Annotated in this window: 12 protein-coding genes; 5 read left to right on the top strand and 7 right to left on the bottom strand. The window is 49.4% G+C overall.

Going from position 1 to position 18,014, the window contains the following annotated elements:
- The first annotated feature begins 32 nt into the window (after positions 1-32).
- From pgk to HPS53_RS04245, 3 genes are all read left to right on the top strand, one after another.
- Positions 33-1,283, top strand: a complete 1,251-nt coding sequence (pgk, locus tag HPS53_RS04255) for a phosphoglycerate kinase (RefSeq protein ID WP_104370406.1) — start codon at positions 33-35, stop codon at positions 1,281-1,283.
- Between the two features lie 86 nt (positions 1,284-1,369).
- Positions 1,370-2,176, top strand: coding sequence for a DUF3298 and DUF4163 domain-containing protein (locus HPS53_RS04250; RefSeq protein WP_104370386.1), 807 nt, complete (start codon positions 1,370-1,372; stop codon positions 2,174-2,176).
- 203 nt (positions 2,177-2,379) lie between these two features.
- The gene (locus tag HPS53_RS04245) at positions 2,380-4,212 is read left to right on the top strand and encodes an SLC13 family permease (RefSeq protein ID WP_104370385.1); all 1,833 of its coding nucleotides are present in this window, start codon (positions 2,380-2,382) and stop codon (positions 4,210-4,212) included.
- Positions 4,213-4,317: 105 nt separating this feature from the next.
- Here the strand turns inward: HPS53_RS04245 and HPS53_RS04240 are convergent, their stop codons facing one another.
- Entirely contained in the window at positions 4,318-5,205 is an 888-nt protein-coding gene (locus tag HPS53_RS04240) for a radical SAM protein (protein ID WP_104370384.1), read from the bottom strand.
- A gap of 842 nt (positions 5,206-6,047) precedes the next feature.
- Here HPS53_RS04240 and HPS53_RS04235 point away from each other — a divergent pair.
- A complete protein-coding gene (locus HPS53_RS04235; protein WP_104370383.1) occupies positions 6,048-6,425 on the top strand; it encodes a helix-turn-helix domain-containing protein in 378 nt (125 codons plus the stop codon).
- Between the two features lie 99 nt (positions 6,426-6,524).
- A complete protein-coding gene (locus HPS53_RS04230) occupies positions 6,525-7,760 on the top strand; it encodes an aminoacetone oxidase family FAD-binding enzyme (protein ID WP_172204594.1) in 1,236 nt (411 codons plus the stop codon).
- A gap of 169 nt (positions 7,761-7,929) precedes the next feature.
- Here the strand turns inward: HPS53_RS04230 and HPS53_RS04225 are convergent, their stop codons facing one another.
- The 6 genes from HPS53_RS04225 to hflX form a co-directional block, all read right to left on the bottom strand.
- Positions 7,930-8,514, bottom strand: a complete 585-nt coding sequence (locus HPS53_RS04225) for an HD domain-containing protein (RefSeq protein WP_172204592.1) — start codon at positions 8,512-8,514, stop codon at positions 7,930-7,932.
- A 115-nt stretch (positions 8,515-8,629) separates the two neighbouring features.
- Complete coding sequence (gene nagB, locus HPS53_RS04220) at positions 8,630-9,424, bottom strand: glucosamine-6-phosphate deaminase (protein ID WP_172204590.1); 795 nt, start codon at positions 9,422-9,424, stop codon at positions 8,630-8,632.
- A gap of 222 nt (positions 9,425-9,646) precedes the next feature.
- On the bottom strand, positions 9,647-11,290 hold the full coding sequence (locus tag HPS53_RS04215; RefSeq protein ID WP_104370379.1) for a fumarate hydratase: 1,644 nt from the start codon (positions 11,288-11,290) through the stop codon (positions 9,647-9,649).
- A 136-nt stretch (positions 11,291-11,426) separates the two neighbouring features.
- On the bottom strand, positions 11,427-14,333 hold the full coding sequence (locus HPS53_RS04210) for a pitrilysin family protein (protein WP_172204588.1): 2,907 nt from the start codon (positions 14,331-14,333) through the stop codon (positions 11,427-11,429).
- A gap of 142 nt (positions 14,334-14,475) precedes the next feature.
- Positions 14,476-16,299: a DUF4954 family protein gene (locus HPS53_RS04205; RefSeq protein ID WP_172204586.1), complete on the bottom strand. Its 1,824-nt coding sequence runs from the start codon at positions 16,297-16,299 to the stop codon at positions 14,476-14,478.
- A complete protein-coding gene (gene hflX / locus HPS53_RS04200) occupies positions 16,292-17,539 on the bottom strand; it encodes a GTPase HflX (protein WP_104370376.1) in 1,248 nt (415 codons plus the stop codon). Before hflX ends, HPS53_RS04205 begins: the two co-directional genes overlap by 8 nt.
- Positions 17,540-18,014 lie beyond the last annotated feature (475 nt).

Here is an 18,014-nt window from a genome sequence, read left to right as displayed (position 1 = left end):
GGAAAATATTTAATTATTATAAACAAGCAATTATGAATATCGATCAATTCAACTTTGCCGGCAAAAAGGCAATCGTACGCGTGGATTTCAATGTGCCATTGGACGAGAATGGCAATGTAACTGACGACACCCGCATCCGCGGCGCACTCCCCACACTGAAAAAAGTAATATCAGACGGCGGGGCGCTAATTATGATGAGCCACATGGGCAAGCCCAAAGGCAAGGTAAAGAAAGAGCTTTCACTCTCCCAGATTGTAAAGAACGTATCCGAAGCGCTTGGTGTTGAGGTTAAGTTCGCAGACGATTGCGCAAAAGCTGCTGACGCTGCCGCAGCCCTGAAACCGGGCGAGGCGCTGCTGCTCGAAAACCTGCGCTACTATGCCGAGGAAGAAGGCAAGCCTGTAGGCGTGGAAAAAGGGACACCCGAATACGACGAGGCAAAGAAAGAAATGAAGACCCGCCAGAAGGATTTTGCGAAGACACTCGCAAGCTACGCCGACTGTTACGTGATGGACGCTTTCGGAACAGCTCACCGCAAGCACGCTTCCACAGCCGTAATCGCCGACTATTTCGACGCAGACCACAAGATGCTCGGCTACCTGATGGAAAAAGAGGTGAACGCCGTTGACAACGTGCTAAGCAATATCAAGCGTCCGTTCACAGCCATAATGGGCGGCTCTAAGGTATCCACGAAAATCGGAATCATAGAGAACCTGCTCGGAAAGGTAGACAACCTCATTCTCTGCGGCGGCATGACATATACTTTCGCAAAGGCTCAGGGCGGCAAGATAGGTAACTCGATATGCGAGAACGACAAGTTGGAACTGGCTCTCGACATCATGAAGAAAGCCAAGGAAAACGGCGTTAACCTCGTACTTGGTACAGACTGCATCGCCGGCGACAACTTCTCCAACGACGCCAACACCCAGATATGCCCTGTAGACGACATTCCCGAAGGATGGGAAGGCATGGACGCCGGTCCCGATACACGCAAGAAATTCGCCGAGGCCATAGAGGGCGCAAAGACAATACTATGGAACGGTCCGGCAGGAGTATTCGAGTTTGACAACTTCGCTGGCGGTTCAAAGGCCATCGCGGAAGCCATTGCAAAGGCTACGGCCGACGGAGCTTTCTCGCTCATCGGCGGCGGCGACTCGGTTGCATGCATCAACAAGTTCGGCATGGCCGATAAAGTAAGCTATATATCAACCGGTGGCGGTGCGTTGCTCGAAGCAATAGAGGGTAAAGTATTACCGGGTGTAGCAGCCATCAAAGGTGAATAATAACCCCACACAGAAAGAATAACCTGAAAAGAAGGCTGCCTGAAAGGTTTTTCAGGCAGCCTTCTTTCATTAAAACAATAACGCTTATGAAATCAAAATTCATTACTCTCACACTGGCAACAGCATTCCTGAGTGCGTGCGGAAGCAATAGCACAGGTAAAAACGAACTTACCACCGACTCCGTAGCATTCAGCGAAAAAAGCAAAACGGCGGAAGTTACCATAAAGGCAGACTTTCCTAAAGACGGAAACAAGACGTTGACAAACATCATTACCGAGTATATCAGCGAGGAAATGGGCGGCACGTATGACGGAAAGACAGACAATCCGGACTCCATGGTGGCATTCTACTGTAAACGGGAAATGGCCGAATTAGAGAAGTTGGCATCCGAATTCGAGACAGACAGCGAAGCTCCTTTATACTATTCAAAGTCGGTATCAAAGATATACGAGACTGATAAGTTTGTCACCTATGCAAGCAGTTTCGAGTCTTTCACCGGAGGTGCGCACGGGATGCACGGCTCGGCAAACACCACGTTCCGCAAGAGCGACGGTCGTCGCTTCGGCAGTGAAATGCTGACAAGAACCGGTACGGAAGAGTTCAGGACGCTTATAAAAGACGGTTTAAAACAATATTTCGCGGAGAACGAGGGCAAAGATATCAGCGATGAAGAACTTAAAGAGCAACTGATCACCGATTACAGCGTAGACTTCCTTCCGTTACCGCAATTCCCTCCATACCTGACAGAGAAAGGTGTAGGGTTCACATACCAGCCATACGAAATAGCACCATACGCCGCCGGCATGCCTTCCTTCACGATACCATACGAGAAGGTCAAGCCATACATGACCGTTACGGCCGTAAAACTCATAGAGAACAAAGACGGTAAATAACCGCACGCAATACTCCCGGCAAAGCATATAAAAAATAAAACAAGCCATATAGAGGGGTATTACAAACAAAACAGAACAGAAATGCCTACCGTATAAAAACAGAAACCAGAATATACAGTGAGGCATTTCTGTTTTTCAACAATCGAAAGCCCTACCGGATAAAAAACAAATAACAATATATTATATAAAAAACAGAGACACCAATGACAATAACACTCATCATCCTTATAACAACGATAATACTCTTCGTGACAGGCAGGATAAGGGCCGACATAGTAGCGCTATGTGCTCTCACCACGCTGATTATTGCCGGAATACTAACACCCGGAGAGGCTCTTTCGGGCTTTTCATCTACCGTGGTTATAATGATGGTCGGGCTTTTCGTGGTCGGAGGAGCAATATTACAGACCGGTCTGGCAAAGGCCGCGAGCCAACGGATAATGAAACTCGCCGCCGGCAGCGACACAAAACTGTTCATTCTCGTGGTCGTGGTGACTGCCGTGATAGGCGCCTTCATCAGCAACACAGGCACCGTGGCCCTTATGATGCCCATAGTGGTGAGCATGGCGGTGCAAGCCGGCATGAGACCGGGACGCCTTCTCATGCCTCTGGCATTCGCAAGCAGCCTCGGCGGTATGCTTACGCTTATCGGTACGCCGCCCAACCTCGTGATACAAGACGCTCTGACGGGTGCCGGATATGCTCCGCTGAAATTCTTTTCATTCCTGCCGGTAGGCCTTATATGCCTTGCTGTGGGCATAATGGTAATGCTGCCGCTCAGCAAACTGTTCCTATACAAAAAGAAAGGAGAGGCAGACAAGGCCGCAAACAACCACAAATCGCTTGAAGAACTCGTTAAGGAATACAGGCTGGAAAGCACTCTTCGCAGATACAAGATTAAATCCTCATCGGCCGTAAAGGGTAAAACGGTAGCCGAACTGAACCTCAGAAGAGTGTACGGACTGTCCATTCTTGAAATACGCAGCGAGAGCACGGACCGAAGCGGACTCATACGCAACGTGAGGCAGAGCCTTGCCGGCCCTGACAGCATACTCAACGAGGGAGATATCATATACCTCACGGGCGACACGGCTGTTATGGACAGGTTCGCGAAAGACAACAACCTGAAACGCCTCGACCGCAACAACATGGACTTCTACGACATCGGAATAGCCGAGATTGTGCTCATGCCGATGGCCAAACTGATTGGCAGCCGGTTGAAAAACTCTGGATTCCGCGAGAGATACGACATCAACGTGCTGGGAATAAAACGTGGAGACAGTTATATACAGTCGGAGCTTCCTGATGAAAAACTGCAATCGGGCGATGTGCTGCTTGTGCAAGGCAAGTGGAGCAACATATCGAAGCTCGATGACCAGGAGACAGACTGGGTGGTGCTCGGTCAGCCCGAGGAGCAGGCTTCGAAAGTAACACTGAACTACAAAGCGCCGCTCGCCGCTATAATAATGCTCGCGATGGTGGCCACGATGGTATTCGACTTCATCCCGATAGCTCCCGTGACGGCAGTGATGGCAGCCGGCCTGCTGATGGTTCTCACCGAATGTTTCCGCAATGTGGAGGCTGCTTACAAGACGATAAACTGGGAGAGCATCGTGCTCATCGCCGCTATGATGCCCATGTCGGTGGCACTCGAAAAGACAGGCACGTCGGCTCTCATCTCGCACTCGCTCGTGTCTTCCCTCGGCTCCATGAGCCCCACTGTTCTTCTGGCCGGGATTTACTTCACCACATCGCTGCTAACGATGTTCATAAGCAACACGGCCACCGCCGTACTCATGTCGCCCATAGCCATGACGGCGGCACAGGAAATAGGCATCAGCCCCTATCCCATGCTATTCGCCGTGACCCTCGGAGCAAGCATGTGTTTCGCCTCACCGTTCTCGACACCGCCTAACGCACTCGTGATGCACGCCGGCGAATACACGTTTACCGACTACGTAAAAGTGGGTCTGCCCCTGCAGCTCGTCATCGGAATAGCAATGACGTTCCTGCTGCCATTGCTTTTCCCGTTCTGAAACATTCCGTAACGGCATTACCCGACGGTAATACTCATTTGAGCCGGCTTCCATGAAGCCGGTCTTATTATGCCGTAGCACACAGGCCACACAGCCATACAAGCATCATAGCGACACTATCCCCTCCCTATACCTACGCATATCATCCTCGTCCCATTTCCCGATGGCCTCGTCTATCTCTCCCAGTAATCTTGCCTTATCGGCAGGAAGAAACCCGACGACCGGCAGAATGTTCGACACTGTGTTGCCGAGAACGGTGGCACTAACGGTGAGACGCTCTATCAGCGTGCGCAACTCTATGAGACGCTCACGCTCAGACGCTTCATGAAAAAGTCCGGCACGCAATTCGGCATAAAGCTCCGACTGCTCAAAAACTGTGAGCGACACAATGTTTATGATATACGGATGCAGACGGTTGAACACCTCGGCAGTGCGCATGGCACCTGCTACACAGCCGCCCATGCCCGCCAGCCCCGTCATGTAGACGAGGTTATACTTGATACCAGCCTCTTCGAGCTTGAGGCATTGCTCCACGATGTCGGACGACGTATAGCCTTTGTTCATCCTCGCCAAAACACTGTCATCACCCGTCTCCGTGCCGATACTGACATTGTCTATCCGCAGATGGCGCAGGTTTCTCAGTTCATCCACCGTCTTCGGACGTATATCGGTGATGCGGGCGAACATACCCACAGATTCGCACCACGGCAACCTGCGACGTATCAGTTCGGCAATTCTGAACAGTCGGCCATAGCTAAGCGCAAAAGGATTGGCACCGGTGAGAAACACCCGCCGCGCCTCGGGCTGATAGCGGCATATAACATCTAAGTCGGCCTCAATCTCGCTCATCGGAGACATACGGAAATCCGTGCCGTGATAAAGGCTGCAAAACTTACACTTACGCCACGTGCAGCCCGACGTGACCTGCAATAACTGACTGTTTGCCTCGTATGGCGGCCGCCATATCTGACCGTCGAAATGTAATAGTTCCATATTCTTGATAATAAAAAAACGATGGCAAAGTTAGCTGCTTTACCTCATTGCCACAAGAACGCACCAAGGCGTAAGCCGCTTACCGGGAAGTAAGCAATGCTGAGCGCCACACGATTATGAATGATGATACGGCCGATTATTAATTATTTTTATGATTGTCGGTATCGTGACACATGTACAAACGGATCGCGTCAAACTGCTATCGCTTACTCAAACACACGCCGCCAACGTAATATACTGTAATGATTATATCATAAAAAAACGTTCCTCTTTTTAATCGAAACAGCTTGCCGAAAGCGATACGAAACCATGATTGAATACGATACACGGCAAAAAATACCGCAATGAAAACAGGATTTTTCCGCAACGAGTATCCCGTTGGAACGCATTCGGCAACTAATTGCAATGCGTTTAGCGGCTAAACGGAAAGCAACGGGATACTAAACGCAATGCAATCAGTATACTAAACGCGACCTCACACTCGTCCGAGAGTGAATATTTATAATCCCATCAAGACATACCGCCTGTATCACACTGACACACAAATAGTTGTATAAAACACAAAATACGGTGACATTTTCGCCCACAGGATTTTCAATTTGAAAATAACCGGAATATAAACGGCCGTTTGTAATATAATTTCTTAATCACAAAACCGCATTCCACCGAAATATAATACTCATCCGATTATTTTTGCGGCAGACAATGTCCGTAACCAAAAAATCTTGCTATTTTTGCAATGTAAGGACATGTATTGTCGCGACATGACGAGCCGGGTAAACAATTGACGAAAAACGGTTTCAGTCACGGTTCGCATCATATAAATCGAAAAAAGGCAAAATATGAACAAACGAAACAAGCTCGACTACGGATTCTGTCCGGCATCACCGGTGCTCGAATGGTTTTCCGACAAGTGGAATTTTGCGGTTCTGATAAAAATAAGCCAAGGCGCTCCGATACGCTTCGGCGAACTATTCAGGCAGATACCGGATATTTCCGAAAAAATGCTCTCCTCCACACTACATACCCTCGAAACCGACGGCCTGATCGACAGGCACGTATTTCCGGAAGTTCCGCCACGTGTGGAATACTCGCTCACCGAGCTGGGGAAGGGATTTATCCCGCACATGGAAAACCTGATGGCATGGGGGCATGACAATATCGGAAAAATATTGAGAAACAGGGAAAAGAACACGCAACATCAGAAAAACAATCCGTAATATAAAAAACCTACACGATACCATAATATTACTGCCATGACCTTGCCAAATAGACCGAAGCGTTGTATCTTTGCACACATATAAAAGAAAACATAAAGAATGCGCATAGCAATAATAGGAGCTGGAGCGGCGGGATGCTTCGCCGCAATAAACATAAAACGGAAAATGGCGGACGCCGAGATAACGGTGTACGAAAGCGGACGTAAACCGCTGGCGAAAGTGGCCGTAACAGGCGGCGGACGGTGCAACCTGACAAACTCGTTCGAACATGTGAAGAGCATGCCGGCCGTATATCCGAGAGGACACAGGCTGATGGAGAGGCTCTTCCATACATTCGACTACAAAGACGCTTACCGGTGGTTTGAAGATGAGGGAGTGAAGCTCGTCACACAAGACGATTGCTGCGTTTTCCCGCAGTCGCAGGACGCCATGGAGATTGTCGGTACGCTTACACGGCTCATGAGAAGCCACGGTATAGAACTGAAAACAGGTTGCCGGGTAAGACGTATAGAACGGACTGAAAACCTTGACGCAAACAAGATACGGATATATGCAGGAAACGACGATACAATCCATGAGGCGGATACGGTTGTGGTGACGACCGGCGGCAGTCCGAAGGCCTGCGGACTTGACATGCTGGCTCCGATACGCCTGAAAACAGAGAGTCCGGTACCGTCATTGTTCAGTTTCTGCCTGCCGGGAGACGATATAACCGCAATGACAGGCACGGTGGTGGAAGACGTTTCCGTGGCAATCACCGGCACAAAGCACAGAGCCGGCGGCCCGCTGCTGATAACGCACTGGGGCATGAGCGGACCGGCGATACTCCGATTGTCATCGTACGCCGCACGGACACTGAACGCCACTGGATATAAAGCACGACTGACAATAAACTGGATGGGCGACATGAGCGAAGCCGAAGTGCACGAAGAGTTGTATGCCATGGCAGCCCAAAACTCTCAGAAACACCTCTCAAACGCATACCCCACCCGATTAAACGCCCGACTATGGACACATCTGCTGCTCCGCAGCGGCATAAAACCCGACCAACGGTGGGGCGAACTGGCACGCAAGAGCTATAATAAGCTGACGGACACCTTGATAAACAGCATATACGACATGGACGGAAAAAACAAGTTCAAGGAAGAGTTTGTCACATGCGGTGGCGTGGCTCTGAGCAATATCAACCTAAAAACACTTGAATGCAAGACATGCCCCGGACTATATTTTGCAGGAGAGGTGCTCGATATAGATGCCGTTACCGGCGGTTTCAACCTTCAAGCGGCATGGACAACGGGGTATGCGGTGGCCGAGGCTATAACAAACAAACATTGATTTTCGGTATCTTACAATAAAACACGGAAGCACCATGATTGAGAGCCTTCGACATTGATGGCGCCGCATCGCGCTGCTTTCGTGTTTAATGAAAAGTTTTGAAGCATTGAGCAAAAGATTCTGCCGTATTCAACAAATCAAACTGGTATTCGGCAAAAAAAAGGAAGCGCTACCTCTCCAAGATATGGGAAGCCAACAGATCGGCCGACTGCAATATGGCAGTGAGCGGATGTTCGTTGGCCTCGGAGATATTACACTTGTCCTCATAGCTCTGGAAAGGCAGGTTCCACGCTCCCATATGCCACCGGATGGCGAGAATTTCGTCATTTGAAAGATCGAGACCGAGACGAAGCAACATTATCACCGACTTCTCTCCATGGCCTGCCGGGAAGCGGGAGTAATCGGCCTCATAGGTGTCATACTGCTCCCAACGGTTCTGCGTATCCTTGCGCCACTTCTGGGCTTTCTTGTATATATTCGACTTGCACACATCATGAAGCAAGGATGCGATAACCACACTGTCCTCCTTCAGCGAGTCGGCAACCTCGGGACGCATTGCCACCGTCTGCTCACGGAGCATCATCGCCATGCGGTATACGTTGAGAGAGTGTTCGGCCAGTCCGCCATCGCGACAGAGATGCCTGTTGATCGATGCCGGCGCCTCAAAGAAACCACCTTTGTCAAGATAGTCGATGACTGTATCCATCCCCCTGCGCCCGGTCGCTTTCAATAGCGATATGAACTGCTGCTTCATATATTCAAATGCTCTTCGTTATATCTTCCAATTTCCATTTTTTGCTGTCCGGCCCATCATGCCATGCCAAACAGCGCCGTGTCCTGCCTCTTTACCTTTCCGCAACTCAGCCCTTTCACAATATATTGTTGCGCTCTTTCTCCTTGAAATAACGATAGGTGGCAACTTTCAACTCGTCACATGACGCATCGTCGCACACAATTATACCATGGCGGTGCATCTGCAAGGCACTTACTGTCCACATGTGGGTCACCGGCCCTTCAATGGCAGCCTGCAACGCGTGTGTCTTCGCATGACCGTTGCACAGTATCATAACCTCACGGGCATCCATCACCGTGCCCACCCCGACTGTAAGGGCATACTGCGGCACGTTTGCCGGGTCGCCGCCGAAGAAACGGCTGTTGGCGATGCGTGTATCGCTGGTAAGTGTTTTCATGCGCGTGCGGCTCGAAAGAGAAGACCCCGGCTCGTTAAACGCTATATGGCCATCGGGACCTATTCCGCCTACAAAGAGGTCTATGCCTCCGTATTTCAAAATGGTATCCTCATACATGCGGCACTCTTCTTCAAGATCCTCGGCGTTGCCGTTGAGTATATGAATGTTTTCTTCCGGACAGTCGACATGATCAAAAAAATTCTTCCGCATAAAAGAATGGTAGCTTTCCGGATGCGACTCGGGCAGGGCCACATACTCATCCATATTGAATGTGATTACGTTGCGGAACGATACTATTCCGTCCTGATAGGCACGGACAAGTGCCTGGTACATGCCAAGCGGTGAGGAGCCTGTGGGCAGGCCGAGCACGAAAGGCTTGTCCTCCGTCGGATTGGCGGCGTTTATAAGTCCTATGACATGGTTTGCCGCCCATTGCGACAGCAGTTGGTAGTTTGGTTCTATGATAACTCTCATGGCCTTGTTTGTTTTTTCAGATTATGTTACGCATTATAAAATAAGCAATAGGTACAGGATGACAAGCAAAAAGGGAGACTGAAAAAGTCTTGAAACAATATCATAGGCACATGAAAACATGCGACCGGAATTGTTATCCGACTTTTTCAGACTCCCTCCGCTGCTTATATAATATCCACGAAAAACTGTATTCCGAAGATTATATCACCCAATTTCATATCATCAGCACTTCGGAGCCCAGGGCTTCAATTGCTTGAAGAAATCGTTACCCTTGTCGTCTACGAGTATGAATGCGGGGAAATCCTCTACATCTATCTTCCATACAGCCTCCATGCCAAGCTCGGGATACTCCACGCACTCTATGCTCTTAATGGAGTTCATAGACAGAACGGCCGCCGGACCACCGATGCTTCCAAGATAGAAACCACCGTGCTTATGACATGCGTCGGTCACTTCCTGGGTGCGGTTGCCCTTTGCTATCATCACCATCGAACCGCCATTGGCCTGAAACTCATCCACATAAGGATCCATACGGTTGGCCGTTGTCGGACCCATCGAACCGCAAGGCATTCCATCCGGGGTCTTTGCCGGACCGGCATAGAGCACGGGATGGTCCTTAAAGTACTGCGGTAAACCTTCGCCTGCATCAAGACGGGCTTTAAGTTTGGCATGAGCGATGTCGCGGGCAACGATAATAGTACCGTTGAGGCTCACACGGGTAGATACCGGATATCGGCTGAGCAACTCGCAAATCTCACTCATAGGCTTGTTCAAATCAACCTTCACGGCATTGCCTTCCCCTGCATTGCGCAACTCCTCGGGAATCAGCTCGCCCGGATTATCGTCAAGTTTCTCTATCCATATACCGTCTTTATTTATCTTTGCCTTGATGTTCCGGTCGGCGGAGCAGCTTACTCCGAGGCCTATAGGACAGCTTGCTCCGTGGCGCGGCAGACGGATCACACGTATGTCATGGGCGAAATACTTACCTCCGAACTGCGCTCCGAGACCGATTTTATGAGCCTCTTCGAGCAATTGGTTTTCCAATTCGACATCACGGAACGCACGTCCGGTCTCATCGCCCGTAGTAGGCAGATTGTCGTAGTAGTGCGTCGAGGCAAGTTTTACTGTGAGAAGGTTTTTCTCTGCCGATGTGCCGCCTATGACAAAAGCGATGTGGTAAGGAGGACATGCGGCCGTGCCGAGCGTCTTCATCTTCTCGACGAGGAACGGAACAAGAGTGCCCGGATTTTGTATTCGTGCCTTGGTTTCCTGATAAAAATATGTCTTATTGGCCGAACCGCCGCCTTTCACCACACAAAGGAACTTGTACTCGTCACCCTCCGTGGCCTCAATATCTATCTGGGCCGGCAGGTTGCAGCGTGTGTTAACCTCGTCATACATATTCAACGGAGCATTCTGCGAATAGCGCAGATTCTCTTCAGTGTATGTCTTGTAAACGCCTTTCGACAGTGCCTCCTCATCACAGAAGCCCGTCCATACATGCTGTCCTTTCTCGCCGTGTATAATGGCAGTACCGGTATCCTGGCAGAAAGGCAACTTACCCTTGCATGCCACCTCGGCATTGCGCAGGAATGTGAGTGCCACATATTTGTCGTTATCACTCGCCTCGGGATCTGTCAGAATCTTGGCTACCTGCTCATTATGCGAGCGGCGCAGCAAGAAATTGACGTCACGAAACGCAGCATTGGACATCATCGTCAACGCCTCGGGAGCTATTTTAAGAATTGTCTTGCCCTCAAACTCGCCAAGCGATATGCCTTCTTTCGATAACAGATAATACTCCGTGGTGTCTTTACCGGTCTGAAACATCGGAGCGTACTTAAATTCAGGTGTTGTTGCCATATTTAATTATATTGTTTAAGAATGCGGAGACGGTAAGACTTGGTGCCAAGCACATGTCAGTCCGCATTTGTTAATATTCTATTTCCTTAATCCTATTGTTTTTGAAACAATGCGCCAATATCAGATAGAGAGTCTGTCAATATCCGAAAATTTCGTCTGTGGTCACGCGACGGATAGGCGCTATCTTCTCCAAAGACTTGATATCAAGCTCTTTCTCATCGCCGAGTATCATGTAAAGATACGGCTTTGACGCCATGCGCTCACGCTCAAACTCAACCACGTCGCTGAGTTTCACCGACGGAAGGGCATTGTATATCTTTTCATTTATATCATAGTCGATACCTAAGTTTTTCGCTTTTATATAAGCGTTGAGTATTCCGAACTTGGTGGTCCGTGCGGCGGCAAGACGCTTTGTCAGAGCCTGCTTTGCCAATTCAAACGCCTTTTCAGACTGAGGGATAGTATCAATGATGCCATTAAATGCGTTGATGCAATCAAGCAACTTGTCGTTTTGTGATATAATATGCGTCACCGTGAACTCCGGATGCCCCTTACGAGACGGGGTGAAATAATTTGCCCATGCGTTGTAAGCAAGCGCACGGCTCTCACGCAGTTCCTGAAAAACAACCGAATTCATGCCTCCACCGTAATATTCGTTGAACAACGACACCAGAACCTCCTTATCGGGAGACCACATCCGACCTTCATTATGACACTGGCGCATGTATATGTTCTTTGCCTCATACGGCGCGATGAGTATCTCGTTCCTGGGCGTCTGTTGCTCGGTATACTCTTTTCCTGTGGGCACAGGCATGAGTTTCTTCGCCGTTTTGTGATGTTTGTCCACTGCCGATATAACTTCTTCCATCTCAGCCGGACCACAATAATATACTTCGTGCTCATAGTTCCGAATAGCCTTGACCATATCTATAAGCTCCCGGGGATTTCTTTCAAGCAGCGCTTTGTTGCCCGGCACGTTGCGAAGCGCGTTATACGGACCGTAAAGGCCATACATATAAAGAGCAGAGAAATTTGCCTTCTGATCGAGTTTCTTGTCCTTTCGTGTCTTTATCTCCACATCGACATACTTACGGTAAGCAGCCGTGTCAACCTTGGCATTTGCCAGAAAGTCTTCGGTGAGGGCGAGAGCCTCGGCCATATTGTCGGCAAGTCCCGACACTATGATATTCATAGAGCCTGCGCCTACGCTCACATTATACTTACAAGCAAGACTGTAAAACTTCTTTTTAAGCTGTTCTGCCGTCATCTTAGACGTGCCGAGATAATCAAGATAATCGGCCGCAAAAGGCAACCACATATCGCTTTCCTCTCCAAAACCATAGCGGAAACAGAGCGTGAAAGTACCGTTTGTCGTATTCTTGACATACATCACCGGCATGCCCTTCTTCGTTTTTCCATACGACAAGTCAGTCTTGAAATCAAGGAAACGCGGTTGTATCGGTTCAGGGATGCTGTTGAGCATGTCTCCTACAAACTTACTCTGCATATCCCTGTTCGCCGGAATGGCCGTAATCTGCGGCTTATCAATCTTTCGCAATGTGCCGTCCTCACCTGTACGCTTGTACACTGCCACGTAATTATCACCGAAATGGCGGTTGGCGAAGTCTATTATATCTTTCTTTGTAAACTTAGACATGCGGTCAAACTTGGTCACCACACGTTCCCATTCAATGTTATTTATGAATGCGTCGACATACATGTCAGCCCTTTTGCCATTGTCTTCGATATTACGATAGTAGTTCAATTTGAGATTGTTTATCACCGACCGTATCAAATCGTCATCAAAATCGCCTTTCCTCAACTTGCCAATCTCATCGAGCATCACGGTCTTTACTTCATCAAGTGTCTGCCCCTCTTTAGGCCGTCCGTAAAGAACAAGCATCGAATACTCATTCAGAAACGAGTGGAAAGCGCCAGCCTCGGCACACAACATATTCTGGTTTATGTCAAGGTCGAACATTCCGGCTGTACCGTTTTGAAGAAGATAAGACAACACTTCTACCGTATCCGCTTGGGCGGAAGCGGCTTTGTCGAGTTGCCATGCAAGCATTAAAAGCTCTGCTTCCTTGCCTATTACGGTCGTATCCACCGGCACTGTCAGTTTCTTTACCGGCTCATATTCAGGAAACGAGAGATTGGGATCTGCCTTCCAACCGCCGAAATAACGATCTATTACCTCTACCGTACGCTCCGGATCAAGATCACCCGAAAGACAGATGGCCACATTGTTCGGAACATAATACTTCTTGAAATAGTTCTTTATGTTTACAATCGAAGGATTTTTAAGATGTTCCTGCGTTCCTATCGTAGTCTGGGTGCCGTAAGGATGATTGGGAAACAACTTGGCAAACATAGCCTTCCACACCTTCGACATGTCATTGGCTATACCTATATTATACTCCTCATATACCGCCTCAAGCTCAGTGTGGAAACCTCTTACAACCATGTTTTGAAACCTGTCGCTCTGTACTTTCGCCCAGTTCTCAACCTCGTTAGACGGTATATCCTCTGTATAACAAGTCACGTCGTTGCCCGTATAGGCATTGGTGCCCTGCGCTCCGATTGCCGACATCAGTTTGTCATACTCATTGGGGATATTGTATTGTGCCGCGACCTGTGACAAACTGTCGATCGCACGATAGCAGCGGCGACGGTCTTCGGGATCGGTAAGAGTGCGATATACCTCATAACGGTTTTGAATGGAGTCGAGCAGAGGCGCCTCTTTGGCTGCGTCCGATGTACCGAAACTTGTCGTTCCCTTGAACATTATATGCTCGAGATAATGCGCCAAGCCTGTCGTTTCCGCCGGATCGTTGCGGCTTCCGGTACGCACGGCGATATACGTCTGTATGCGCGGCTTCTCCTTGTTGACCGAAAGATATACTTTCAGTCCGTTATCGAGAGTATATATGCGGGTGTTCATCATGTCACCTCTCACGCTCTCATACTTGTAATCCTTTGCCTGAGCCGCCATCGACACTATAGCCATAAGACAGGCGGCCGCCATTGATTTCATGTTCATCTTAATATGTCATTTTATTGATTGTCAACACAATGCCAACTTAGAGTTGCAAAGTTAGTGTTTTTTGTCCATACCACAAAAAAACTTGACACGTAATATATTCTTTATCACCTCGACAACATGCCAAACGACACGCATCCGCCTAATTAATCTTAGACAGAAAGTCGTTCAGCACGTCTTCGTCCACATCTCCAAGGGCAGCTTCCTTCTCCGCATCGCGGGCTATAGCGGCAAGCCATGCGTCGCGGGCGGCCCCCCCGTCGGCGGCAATACGCTCCATATCATCGGCCGACAAAATATCAATACCGTAATAATCGAGCAACATCCCGTAAGTCATGTTCCACCTATAATCGGCATACCGCTCGTGCATCGCCTTGAAGCGGCTTTCGATTTTCTCTACGCTATCCGTCTCTCCTGTCTTTATATCGTCTGCCAGCCTATCCGTTTCCGACTTTGGCACCAACAGTCCGGCAAGGTCCGTCCATTCCCCCGTGCCCGTCATACCGCGCGGAAGATCACCCGGACAGTTCCTCACGACATCTGCGAAATACATTTTCAATGCCATGTCATACCATAAAATACCTTTCACCAACGAGCCGTGCCGTATCGTGCAACCGCCGTATCGGTACTCGGCCATGACATCCCCCTGCTCGGAACGCAGTTTTTCGAGCAGTTTCTTTCCAGCCATCACCTTGCGTATGGTATATGGACTGAGCCAGTCGAAATTCACTATGCTTTTTCTGTCGGCATGCGGCCGCATGTCACGCTTCGGCCATTTGGACGTGTCACGGTACGTGCCAACAGTGGCGAGATTGCATCCCGGCACAATGAATGTCTTGTCGCCTGACGCTATGATATATGAGAAAGGCAGGTCTGAAGTGTCAGGATGATTGGAGATCTTACCCATGCACATGGTAAACGCCCCGATGGCAGCCGGCATAAGTATATGAGCCCCGCTCGCCGTCTTCGAGCCACGCTCCAACGTTCCATAATGTATTGGACCTATCTTATAGGCATGATTGCTGTAATTCGTTCCCGAACCGGCATTATAGAACGACAGTCGGCCGCCGATAAGAAGCGTAGATTTGTGATGGCTCACGGTGAAAGGCCCGCAGAACGCCGCGCAGGCCTCACCGTTATCCATATATGAGTTTGCAAAGAACACACTGTTTTCCGCCGAAAAACCTTTTCCTATATGACAGGCCTCACCCACGAAACAGTTGTCTGTTTTCGCACCATTGAGCACCGAAGCTCCGGCTGCCACTATCGTGTTCTCGCATATCACGTCATTTCCTATATATACTCCCGAGTCTCCACTGCCGGTCAGGGTGCAGTCAACAAGACGCGAAGCGCAGTTTATCTCGCAGTCATCGCTTGCGCACACGTTGACAATCTCACGCGAGTTCACTATCTTTACCCTGTATCCCACGGTGCTTTGCTCCGGCCGGCATCTTTCCGCTTGTCGCTTTATGATGTCCCTCAACGCAGCCCACAGTTGTTTGTCGCCGGCCGCTTCCACCATGAAAGCAGCCATCTGGCTCGTCAACCCGTCATACAGTATGACGTTTCCGTCACCTGCCTCGTTCATCACCGATATTGTGTTGCCGCACCCATAGGTAGCACCCTCCACGGTAGTCATCACTCCGACATTGGATATATAGCACTCCTCTCCTATCACATAGCCGCTGATGTGGTTGCCTATATTCTCTATAAGGCAGTTATCGCCTATGGTAACGTTGCGCAACGTGGCATTACTTATACCCGAATGACGCATGAAACCCTCTTCAACCTCTATATGCTTGTCGAACACTCCCAGGTTGATCTCCCCGTAAAAAGCCACTCTCCTGACATAATCGGGAGTGAAATCATCGGCCACAAACACCGTGTTCCAGTCTTCGGCAGTACACCCGTTACTTTCGAGAACCGTTATCTCATCGAGAGTAAGGCTTCTGTAATTGTCATTCATAGTCTTGATACAGGAAATCATTGTACGGATACTTCTGTACGTGCAACTCGCGCACACGCTTGTAAAGCACATCACGCAACTCGTCTATATTCTGTTTCTCGCGAGCCGATATGAAAAGGCAACTGTCGTCCATCTTAGCCATCCACGTCTTGCGCAGCTCATCAAGCGTTACGTTCTCTTTCGTCGGTGGCGTGAGGTCGTCAGGTTCTTTCTCAACCCATGTATAGGCATCGATCTTGTTGAACACTATCATCGACGGTTTGTCGGCACACCCGAGTTCACCCAGTGTCTTTTCCACCACGCTTATTTGTTCCTCGAAGTCGGGATGCGATATGTCCACCACGTGAACGAGCAGGTCGGCCTCGCGCACCTCGTCGAGCGTCGACTTGAACGAGTCCACCAAGTCTGTCGGCAACTTACGGATAAATCCAACGGTGTCGGCCAAAAGGAAAGGCAGATTGTCTATCACCATCTTGCGCACCGTGGTGTCGAGAGTGGCGAACAACTTGTTCTCCGCAAACACCTCGCTCTTCGCCAGCAGGTTCATTATCGTCGACTTGCCGACGTTGGTATATCCCACGAGCGCCACACGGATCATGCGCCCCCGGTTTTTCCGCTGAGTGGTCTTCTGCCTGTCAATCTCCGTGAGACGTTGCTTCAGCAGCGTTATGCGTTGCAAGATTATGCGGCGGTCCATTTCGAGCTGTGTCTCTCCCGGACCGCGAAGCCCCACACTACCCTTTCCGCCACCGCCGCCGGAGCCGCCACCCTGTCTTTCGAGGTGTGTCCAAAGCCGTTGCAGTCGCGGCAGCATGTATCGGTGCTGTGCCAGTTCGACCTGTGTCTTGGCTTCAGCGGTCTGTGCCCGCATGGCAAATATATCGAGAATTAGCGATGTACGGTCGAGTATTTTCACTTTCAGTTCTTTCTCGATGTTGCGCATCTGCTTGGCGGTCAACTCATCATCGAATATAACCATACCAACCTCTCGCTCAGCTTCCTCCTCGTCTTCTATGTATTTCTTTATCTCTTCCAGTTTTCCCGAGCCCACGTATGTCACCGAACTCGGGCCGGCCACCTTCTGCGTGAACCGCTTTACAGTGACGGCGCCTGCCGTATCGGCGAGAAATTCAAGCTCGTCGAGATACTCTTTTGTCTTGGTTTCGTCCTGGTCTTTGGTCACAAGGCCAACAAGTACGGCTGTCTCAGCCTTTGCTTCCGATATAACAAATTCTTTCATTAATCTTCCTTTCTGTTTTTAATACAATCCGGACACATTGTCTTTTCCGTCCGGCATCACTTTCGTCTATCATCACATACACGTCTTATAGTACGGCTATCATACGGAAATGGACATTGTTCACATCATGAATCGCACCCGTCGAACAATCTATCCCTTGGGGGGTATCCGCTTCATGGCTTCATCGCCGTACTGTCAGGTTTCAGTTAAATCACATAAGCCTATAATCTTTATTTTATACAATAATGTCCATTGTCTCACCGCTTTGAATATCCCAACACGGCAAGCCTGCCAGATATACATCGGGCCTGCCATCGAAAAAACGCTCCATCACGACAAGAAGGAGACACTTGCCGAAACGTCGCCTTTACCTTTTGCAAAGATAACGCAAGTTGAGTGAAGCACAAAATTATTTATCGGCTTTTAAAGCATAAATTAACGAGAAACGGCAATCACAACGGCAAAAAACAGATGA

It is taken from the genome of Prevotella sp. PTAC (assembly GCF_013166535.1).
GTDB lineage: Bacteria > Bacteroidota > Bacteroidia > Bacteroidales > Bacteroidaceae > Prevotella.
Note: the sequence above shows the minus strand (reverse complement) of the source record. Positions and strands in the feature narration are given on the sequence as shown.

Coding starts and splice junctions, on each gene's coding strand:
- pgk (WP_104370406.1), top strand. CDS start 33: ATGAATATCGATCAATTCAACTTTGCCGGCAAAAAGGCAATCGTACGC.
- HPS53_RS04250 (WP_104370386.1), top strand. CDS start 1,370: ATGAAATCAAAATTCATTACTCTCACACTGGCAACAGCATTCCTGAGT.
- HPS53_RS04245 (WP_104370385.1), top strand. CDS start 2,380: ATGACAATAACACTCATCATCCTTATAACAACGATAATACTCTTCGTG.
- HPS53_RS04240 (WP_104370384.1), bottom strand. CDS start 5,205: ATGGAACTATTACATTTCGACGGTCAGATATGGCGGCCGCCATACGAG.
- HPS53_RS04235 (WP_104370383.1), top strand. CDS start 6,048: ATGAACAAACGAAACAAGCTCGACTACGGATTCTGTCCGGCATCACCG.
- HPS53_RS04230 (WP_172204594.1), top strand. CDS start 6,525: ATGCGCATAGCAATAATAGGAGCTGGAGCGGCGGGATGCTTCGCCGCA.
- HPS53_RS04225 (WP_172204592.1), bottom strand. CDS start 8,514: ATGAAGCAGCAGTTCATATCGCTATTGAAAGCGACCGGGCGCAGGGGG.
- nagB (WP_172204590.1), bottom strand. CDS start 9,424: ATGAGAGTTATCATAGAACCAAACTACCAACTGCTGTCGCAATGGGCG.
- HPS53_RS04215 (WP_104370379.1), bottom strand. CDS start 11,290: ATGGCAACAACACCTGAATTTAAGTACGCTCCGATGTTTCAGACCGGT.
- HPS53_RS04210 (WP_172204588.1), bottom strand. CDS start 14,333: ATGAACATGAAATCAATGGCGGCCGCCTGTCTTATGGCTATAGTGTCG.
- HPS53_RS04205 (WP_172204586.1), bottom strand. CDS start 16,299: ATGAATGACAATTACAGAAGCCTTACTCTCGATGAGATAACGGTTCTC.
- hflX (WP_104370376.1), bottom strand. CDS start 17,539: ATGAAAGAATTTGTTATATCGGAAGCAAAGGCTGAGACAGCCGTACTT.